At 52.8% G+C, this 460-nt stretch carries 1 protein-coding gene; it reads right to left on the bottom strand.

Annotated elements, in window-relative coordinates; all coding sequences use genetic code 11:
* On the bottom strand, positions 1-460 hold a 460-nt coding region (locus Tanf_RS16745), incomplete at both ends, for a hypothetical protein (protein WP_046826018.1).

Genomic DNA, 460 nt, shown 5'->3' on the forward strand with positions numbered 1-460 from the left:
AGATGTGTATAAGAGACAGGTGTAGTGGCCTCCGTAATAGCCCGATATCAGGCTGCGAATATACTGGTGCTCATGGCCTGCCACGTAGATGACATCATTATCGGCAAACAGCTGGCGGTAATCGTCGTGCACCAGCAAAAACTGCTGATCACCCTCGGAGGTGTCGTAGGCTTCTACCGCACGCTCGCGAATGTTGCCGTAACGGCTGCCGACCATCGTGTTGTGGGACGATACGATGATGTGATCAACCTGATCACGGTAGGTTTCAATCATCTCCCGGACGAAGTCATAGGCGAACGGAATCTGCCCGTAGGAAACCGTAACGATAAGCACATTGCCACGCACCAGCGCATAGTTTTTGTCTTTCTGACCGGCCATCTGAATGGCGTCGTCCGGAATCAGATCACTGACGTTGTCATACCAGTCCTGATCCGTGCCCTTGATATCGTGGTTCCCCTGC

It is taken from the genome of Tannerella forsythia, assembly GCF_001006485.1.
Lineage (GTDB): Bacteria > Bacteroidota > Bacteroidia > Bacteroidales > Tannerellaceae > Tannerella > Tannerella forsythia.